Here is an 8,450-nt window from a genome sequence, read left to right as displayed (position 1 = left end):
AAGACATCCTGTATAAATCCCTTTAATTTTGGTGCAACGTCACCGTTCCAACTTTGATCTGTTTTAATTAGGCGTTGATCAAAGTGGTCACTAAGACACAGAAGATGGTTAGTCTCTTCTTCTAATGTTTCAGTATAGGGAAGAAAGCTCCGGATTCCTACAGGGATTTCATCCTTTAGAATTAAAGGTTGACCCGAGTATAGTCGCTCTTTTCGACATAACTTCAGAAGATTAACTTTATTAAAGCTTTTACTTCCTTTACTTGCACAATTCACAATTAGATCATTATAAGGGTTGACGAGAACCTTTGAATCAATCGGTTTAAGCCCAGCAAGCATTAGTTTTGGATTAAGCTGTTCTTTAATCAAAAGTGAAATACCTGGCTTGCTATGATGAATCCGAATACTTCTTAGGATTTGCCGTAGTTCAGCCTCATAATGTAGTTCAAGTTGTTTCATCATCGATTTTCGAGCGAGTGCGATTTTTGTTCTCTGTCTTCCGTCAAAAAAAGAATCTAAGTTCAACTTGTTGTGATGATTATCCAATAAATTTTCTAAAAGGTCGCCTTTTTGAATATTCCATGGAGTTATCAAATGGAATCGGGCATTTGTATATCCTTGCTTTATGGCATCCCTTACTCGGTGTAAAAAAGAGTGCGTTGAAGCATTAATAAATGAAGGATCAATGAGGTCTAGCAATTCAATCTGATGCGTATTTTTAACATGATATTTAACCTGGTAGAAATCCATAGTGATTTCATCATCAATACCATAGTCCCCTGTAACAGGTTCTATATATTCAACAACAACATCATCCAAAGATTTAACTCGATCATCTTCGTAAGATACCTCTTTGATATTCGAATCTTTATGTAGCAATTCAGAAGCAAACAACCAAAAGTATAAATTCTGATAAGTCAAACCAGCGTTTATTGCATCAATCGCTTTGCCCATTTACCACAGTCCTATTATCAAATTAAAGAACTTACGTTCCCCTATTGTATTATCCCACACACATTCTTCTTATTCAATTATGAATGATATAACTCTTAAATATTATTTGAATCATATTCTCCCTCCCTCAATGAAACCCTTCCTTTCCTTTTTTATGTGCTGATTAAATGTTTCCACTATTATCAGTACACACGTTTCTACTATATTATCACTCTCCCTTCCATTTTATATAACGATTTTGAACGAATCACGACCGTACCAGCCGAAGCAAAAAAACATCTGTACTCAGTAATCAGAGGGAATGAAAAGGCCCATTTTGACAAGCTTTCTGATACTCATTTGTTGTCCTGATCTCTACCATGCCTCCAATATTTTGACAATATTCCCCAAACGTCTTATTCTGGGAAGTGAGAAGCCATATGATTGGGGAGTTATTGTTGGAAAAGTCGAATAAATTAGCAAGCACTATCTCTGCTGCAGTCATAATATTATTTGTATCAGCATTAGCAAGCATTATCGCTGCAGTAGTCATACTCTTATTTGTATGATACACCATTTCTATAAGTTTGGTTCCTTCGCTAAGGATCCCATCGTAGTCCTGACGTAGACGATCCAACGCGTCTAAATATACAGACCCTCTTCACGGATCATCATACCATGCCTGATAGCGCAGTCGATCAAAATCCTTGCCGCTTTGCTTAGTATTGAAATCTCAAAAGATGTCGGTTGATTAAGCTGCCCCTCCGGATATTAATGGACCGCTTAGAGATCCATACCAAAATAGTTAATATACTTCAATCGTTGGTCCGTAACCATGACAAAAACATTGATAACTCTTTAAAAAAGGAGAACTTTATGTATATCGAACAGATAAAGATTAAGGGGTTTAAGAAATTCAAAAATTTTGATATTGAATTCAAAGAAGGGATTAATGTACTGATCGGTGAGAATGAGGCTGGTAAAAGCACCATTTTAGAAGCTATCGATGTTGCACTGAATCAAAAAATATTCAATACTACCAATAACTTCGAAAAGTATTTTAATAATGATGTTGTGAATCAATATAAAAATTCCCCTTCCATCGATGCTCTTCCTAAAATTGAAATTGAGTTATTTATTAGTGGTGAAAATGCTTTGAATTCTGAGTACTTTAATGGACTCCATTCTTCATCGTCTCCTATACCCAAGAGCGGCATTAATTTCATGTACAAATTTGATGAAAATTATCGCGAACTTTTAGAGACAATGTACGATGGGAGTTATGATGGAAAATTCATACCAACAGATTACTACATAGCGGAATGGATCACTTTTGCCGGAAGAAAATATATTTATAGTAAGTCACCAATTAAAAACGTATTAATTGATAATTCTATTCGAAAAAACAATCTCTTTGATTCCTACTCAAAAAGAATTTTTAATAATAACTTTGAAATATCGGATAGGCAAAATCTTTCTTATCAATTAAGGAAAAACATCCAGAACTTTGCTGACGAGAATACCGAACGTTTAACTATAAAAGAATATAATTTGGGAATTGACGAAAATAAAACAATTTTAGAGAATTTACTGGATTTAAAAAGTAACGGGATCTCCATTCAAAATAAAGGAAAAGGAAAAGAAAATTTAATTAAAACGGAAATTGCCTTAGAGGTCGAGAGTGATCTAATTCTATTAGAAGAACCAGAAAATCATTTGAGTTATGTCAGTACTCGAAAACTAATAAAAGATATCCAAAATATGTGTGATGGTGCTCAGTTGATAATTACTACACATAATCCACTCATAGTCAGTAGATTGAATTTGCAAAATACAATATGGATTAGCAATGAAAACTACCATTCTCTAAGTAAAGTGCCTGATGAAACTGCAGATTATTTTATGAAAACAGATAATATGCAGTTATTGAATTTTATATTAGCTCAGAAGATAATTCTTGTAGAGGGAAATAGTGAATACATATTGTTGCCACAACTTGTAAAGAATTCTTTGGCTTATACTTTAGAAGAAAAATACATTGAAATCCTATCGGGCGGGGGAATTACCTATAAACACTATATCGAACTTTCAAAAGTAATTAATAACTCTTTATTAGTTATTACTGATAATGATGGAGACCAAGAAACTATTGAATCTATTCATGAATTAAATAAAAACCATACCAATATTTATGTTAAATGTTCCGATTTAGTTAGTGAGTTTACTTTTGAGGTTTGCCTCTTTAATAAAAACGCTGCTAATCTTAAAACTATTTCAAATACTAAGCCTGGTACAAAAGCAGAATATCGCGAAATACCCATGGATAAAAACCTTGCATATATGCTAAAAAATAAAACAGAAGCAGCTTTACGGATATCTGAAGAGAATACTTTTAAAAATATTATTGTTTTACCCGAGTACATTCAGGAGGGGATAGAATGGCTCGTTCAACGATAATGCTTGCTGTAGCTGGTTCGGGGAAAACACGCTATATAGCTAATCATTTAAACCCGACTTCTAAAAATCTGGTCATTACGTATACTAGACAGAATGTATCTAATCTAAAAAAAGAGATCCATAATATTCATGGAGAGATACCAAAAAACACACAGGTATTAACATTTGCTAGTTTTGTTTATCGATGGCTGCTGAAACCCTTTGAACCCATCTTAATCATTGGAGGCAGTAAAGGTCTTATAACGACTGGAGTGGAAATTAACAAAGAGCCCGAACCACAGAGAATAAACGGAGAACCAAATTATAAGTATTATAAACAAAATGACTATAGGCACTATATCTATAATCGAAAATATTATTCATCTAGAATGTCTGGTTTAGTATTAGCACAATCAAAAGAAGTCAAAAAAATCATATTAGGACGTATGCTCAAATTTTGCGACCAGCTTTATATTGATGAACTCCAGGATTTCATGGGGAAGGACTTTGATTTATTGTCCCTGATTATTAAAGAAAAAAATATAAACGTATTTGCTGTAGGGGACTTTCATCAACATTCGGTTAGCAAATCAAACTTTTCAACGAATAAACCTTTTTCGAAGAAAGGCAAAACATTTATCTCAAGGGATGAATATAAAGCACTTTTTAAAGGTGCTGTAGACATAGATGAAAGTACTTTAATAAACAGTAGACGAGTTCCGGAGGAAATATGCAGTTTCATTAGAAATAAGTTGGAAATTATTTTACATTCATCAAGCACAATCAAAGGGCGCTACGAGTTGTTGGAAGATGATTCTAGAATTTCAGAGGTAATGGAAGATACTAGTATTATAAAATTATTCTATAATGATAGCCGTAAATATAATTGCTTGCCCACTATAAATTGGGGTTATTCTAAAGGCGACACCTACGAGAAAGCTTGTATTATTCTTACTAAAACTTTTGCGGCACTGTTTAAGGAAGATTTCTCAAGCACTCATTTATCACCTACTCAAATAAACCCACTCTATGTAGCAATGACTAGGGTTACAAACGAGCTTTATTTCGTTAAAGAGAACGACTTTAAAAGACATAAGAAAAAATATATGCGGCTATGAATGAGGCTGCGCAACTGCGCAGCCTCATAACTTTAACTTCTATGACTCAGGCGGATCTTCCAACGAACAATTTGTGATACTTTAGAGGTTGTATTTCTCTTCATACAACTGTAAGTTTGTTTTTTAGGTTACCCTCTTTTCACTCACCAGAAAATCATTTCATCAGGTTCAGAATTTTCAATAGAGCGAGTTTCCTTTCTCCACTCATCAGAAAATAAAATATATTCATCAGGTTCTGTTTGCTCAATTGTTGCAGTTTGTTTTCTGTAATCATCGTTTTGACATAAGAGAATTTCATCAGGTTCTGATTGCTCAATCGTTTCTGTAATAATACGCTCTGAACTTGAACTAGACCTAATTACATAATTTGCTATGTAAGGTTTCTTCATATCCTTCACCTCCTTTCTACTATAATTTGTAAATGTCCTGAGGCGGACATGTCATTGGGTTTATCCTGTATTTGTATAATTTCTGCCTTATTTATGTTATATGAAGTAATTATTTGAACAATCCGGTTATAATTATCTGATTCCGCATCACCAGTTCTGATAAGTGTTATCCTTGTTACTTTATTTAAAACCAGATCTTCTCCAAATTTTTTTATAACATCAAATTGATCGGTGAAAAGCATTTTTGAGGACTGGGATAAATCTAAATGAAAGACTTTACTTATTGGGCTTACCGGCGGTTTTATTTTCTCTTCGGCTTGTACTGAGCCAAAGATAATGTCAAAAACAAGTAAAAAACTGCTTATCAATAAGATACTTTTCATATACCCGTCTATGTTTTTAATGAAGGATACTTCCTCAACACTTTCATTGTCGCGCAGTTGATATTCAATGTATAGTGCTGTAAGCAGGTCAATGTTTGGTTTGCTTGAATTCTTTATCATTGAATACTTAAATTGAGCATACGGCTTCACTTGAACGAACCTAAAAAACAATTTAACAAAATTAATGAGGTTATAAGCTAAGTAACCAGCCAGGTAGATATATGCAATAACTAACCACATAGGCTTATCAAAAACTTCGCCAATTCGAAGAGCACCAGGAATATAAAGTGGAATTAGAAATGCAATGATTGCTAAGTAGGCAAGAAATTTATTGGTGGTCTTTGTGCTCTTCTCTTTAATTTGATCCAATTTGTATAACAAAGTTTCTTTATATACACTAAGTTCTTCTGAGTCCTTAGTTCGAAGAAAAGCAATATGTTTGGTCTTTAAATCATTAATTTTTTCAGTATTATATTCTCGCTTATATTGCGAAACTCGAAGTGAATACATAAACCGAAATCCTTTTGGAAATTTGGCTTTCTCATTATGATCTCCATACCAGAAGCCTATTGAGAGAAAATAATAAATGACGTCACCAAACTTTATGGTTAAAAATGAAAATCGGAGTTCTCTTGACTCTTCTTCTAACGTCCCAAAATTGTCATCATCTGAGATAACAAAGAAGGGGAAGACCCAGGCCATAAAATTCATTAATTTATAGAATTTTAAAAAGCTAATCTTCAAGTTAAGTGCACGTCCTTTATTAATTGATTGATAATAGATTGAGAGATGGGGATACCAACCTTTTCCTCTAACCATAGCCATTGGCCGTTTGGGTTTACTTCAAGAAAATAATATTCATCTCCCATTTTTATAAAATCAAAGGCACCAAATGTTATTTTTAATTCATCCATAAGTCTGTAGCACAATTCTATTATATGAATTGGTATCTCTACTGTTTGATAAAAGTTCTCTGCGTTCTTTCTTCTCCAATCGATTGTATTGCTGGAGTCAATTCGAACAGCATATACCGTTCTTCCAACAATTGTAACGCGATACTCACCTTCCGACTTCTCTACGTAAGTCTGGAAATAAGAAGGTGCATGAGAAAGCCCGCTCACAGCATGTTCTCTATTCACCACATTAGTCTGGATTATTTCCCATCCTCCAGGTACTTTAACTCGACCAGTTGATAAAGGTTTTACAATGGATGTTTTCTCTTGACAAAATTGATAAGCAGATACCTCATCGTTTGTAATTAAGCTTTGAGGGATTTGAAACCCCAATGAAGAAGCAATGTTAAGTTGTACAATTTTGTTTTCTGCCTTACGCAGAATGGAGGGTTTTGTTATACACGGCTTATCAAATGTCTCAACAATACCTTCAATAAAATTCATAATATCTCTTTGCATCATTGGAATATAATGACTCTCATAAGATGAAAGATCAGGGAGTGAAATTTTACGATAATAAACGGCATCAATACAGGAACTGGATATACTCCAAATGTTGCCTTTTGCAAGTATGACCCCTTCATTGGTAACCTGAATTTGATAGTCATCAAGTTGGTCAACATTTATTCTAAACCAATAAATGTAATCGCTGTATGTAGAAATAAGATAGTCAACTGTTACGTCTTTTGATTGAGTTACAACTAGGATTTTAAACAACATCCCCATCCTTCCTTGTGATCAATCTGCTATGCATTTAACATAAGGTTCATGCCCCAATTCACGCAACTCACTTCTCAGTCTACTGCCTATTGTACTAGCTGTCCAGGTAACAAGTACTAGGGATTGACTGCCATGCCATTACACATTATAGAAAAGCAAAATTGTTATCCACCATCTCACCTTTCCGTACATTGAACTAAATGCTTTCAAACAATCTTATGTAATTCCTCTTCCACTAACTCCCCTTGGATGGCTTTAAGAGCAAGACTCAGTATTGTTTTTTAGTTTGCTTGGATGGGTCTAATTTTGTATCCGTATCTGCTGCTGAAGCTAATAGTTTATTTATTGGCCTATAAGTGTCCAATTTTTTTAATAAAACAGTTGGTTACTCTCAACTTCCCGGTCCCAAGCCTAACCACCGAATATTCAAATTAGCTTTGCCGCTATCGAATTTCCAGTCTAAAAAGAAGCGTTAATACCACCGATAATAAATAATATGGGAGGGTGATAAATATAGTACTTTTAGTCGCAATATGTCTATTTCTGGTGCTAATAATTATAAGCATCTATGTTGAAAGGAAAAAATATATAAAATTGAAAAATCAGATCGAAAAACCAATTGTAAAAATATTCCATACCCAATATCTTATACATGAAGAAGAGACGATGAAACTTATTAAAGCTTATTCTCATCTCCTCAGCGAGTCGGACCATATTTTTAAGAGAGCACTTCTAGAGTTGAAAATTCAAAAAAAGAAACTATCCTCAGATAGCCCTTTCGAAGATATACTAAAAATGGTTTCTACTATCGTACCTCTCATGGCTATAATAGCCACTCTGTTCATTGCCACTTTTAAAGAAGTAGATATCCTGCTGACTTTTAGTAAGGCAGCTCTAGATTCTGTTACGATAATATTTTTAGCAATTATATTCACTGTGTTTTGCATGCGCATATTTAGTGTTTCTTTATCAAAATCAAACATGCTAATAGACACTCACTTATTAATTGCTGAAGATATTTACGAAGAACTATCACAAAGTCAACGAAAAACTTCAGATTCTGATGAAATAATTAAGCGGTAAGGCCAATAATAATATTAGTTTCCTTTTCGTGAAGCAAATGATCGAACTCGGTTAGAGTTAATGTTCCAAGATGAAAGTACTTTTACGCTTTCTATTCCAGGTTTTAATACAGTGCATATTATATCGCCTGTTCTGATTGCATTGTAAGCTTCCTATTATTATGTAAGTTCTCAGAAACCTACAAAGCGACCCTAGCTGGCTCATAAGTCATCAAAAGTGTATCGGCTACCACCAATAGCTTAAGCTCCTATTAGAATCCAAATCCTCCCACTTCGGGTACCAGCTAGAAGTGGGAGATTATTCAACTACGTTATGAAGCAATAATTAAAACAAGGCATTAGTAAAAAAATCATCGTTCCATGGAGGTCTAGTCTAACAAAAGTAATTATTTGTAATAGTGATTAATATCAGAAAATCAAGTCATACACTTGAGTAC

Annotated in this window: 7 protein-coding genes; 3 read left to right on the top strand and 4 right to left on the bottom strand. The window is 33.9% G+C overall.

Translation table 11 applies throughout. The annotated features are described in order from the left end of the window. A partial coding sequence (locus tag ACPV3A_RS32230; protein WP_426203789.1) for a hypothetical protein occupies positions 1-953 on the bottom strand: 953 nt, incomplete at its 3' end. 855 nt (positions 954-1,808) lie between these two features. Between ACPV3A_RS32230 and ACPV3A_RS32225 the strand changes: the two genes are divergently transcribed. Continuing rightward, complete coding sequence (locus ACPV3A_RS32225) at positions 1,809-3,389, top strand: ATP-dependent nuclease (RefSeq protein WP_063477419.1); 1,581 nt, start codon at positions 1,809-1,811, stop codon at positions 3,387-3,389. Further along, positions 3,371-4,486: an AAA family ATPase gene (locus ACPV3A_RS32220; RefSeq protein ID WP_063477420.1), complete on the top strand. Its 1,116-nt coding sequence runs from the start codon at positions 3,371-3,373 to the stop codon at positions 4,484-4,486. Before ACPV3A_RS32225 ends, ACPV3A_RS32220 begins: the two co-directional genes overlap by 19 nt. A 143-nt stretch (positions 4,487-4,629) precedes the next feature. Here the strand turns inward: ACPV3A_RS32220 and ACPV3A_RS32215 are convergent, their stop codons facing one another. The 3 genes from ACPV3A_RS32215 to ACPV3A_RS32205 are packed head-to-tail and all read right to left on the bottom strand — an operon-like array spanning position 4,630 to position 6,931. Further along, entirely contained in the window at positions 4,630-4,875 is a 246-nt protein-coding gene (locus ACPV3A_RS32215; protein ID WP_063477421.1) for a hypothetical protein, read from the bottom strand. A gap of 5 nt (positions 4,876-4,880) precedes the next feature. Then, positions 4,881-6,002: a hypothetical protein gene (locus tag ACPV3A_RS32210; protein WP_063477422.1), complete on the bottom strand. Its 1,122-nt coding sequence runs from the start codon at positions 6,000-6,002 to the stop codon at positions 4,881-4,883. Then, positions 5,999-6,931, bottom strand: coding sequence for a hypothetical protein (locus ACPV3A_RS32205; RefSeq protein WP_082834224.1), 933 nt, complete (start codon positions 6,929-6,931; stop codon positions 5,999-6,001). Before ACPV3A_RS32205 ends, ACPV3A_RS32210 begins: the two co-directional genes overlap by 4 nt. A 666-nt stretch (positions 6,932-7,597) precedes the next feature. Between ACPV3A_RS32205 and ACPV3A_RS32200 the strand changes: the two genes are divergently transcribed. Next, on the top strand, positions 7,598-8,014 hold the full coding sequence (locus ACPV3A_RS32200) for a hypothetical protein (protein ID WP_143767934.1): 417 nt from the start codon (positions 7,598-7,600) through the stop codon (positions 8,012-8,014). The last annotated feature ends 436 nt before the right edge of the window (positions 8,015-8,450 follow it).

The organism is Paenibacillus sp. Dod16, assembly GCF_049893405.1.
Lineage (GTDB): Bacteria > Bacillota > Bacilli > Paenibacillales > Paenibacillaceae > Paenibacillus_AQ.
This window is presented reverse-complemented; position numbering and strand designations above follow the sequence as displayed.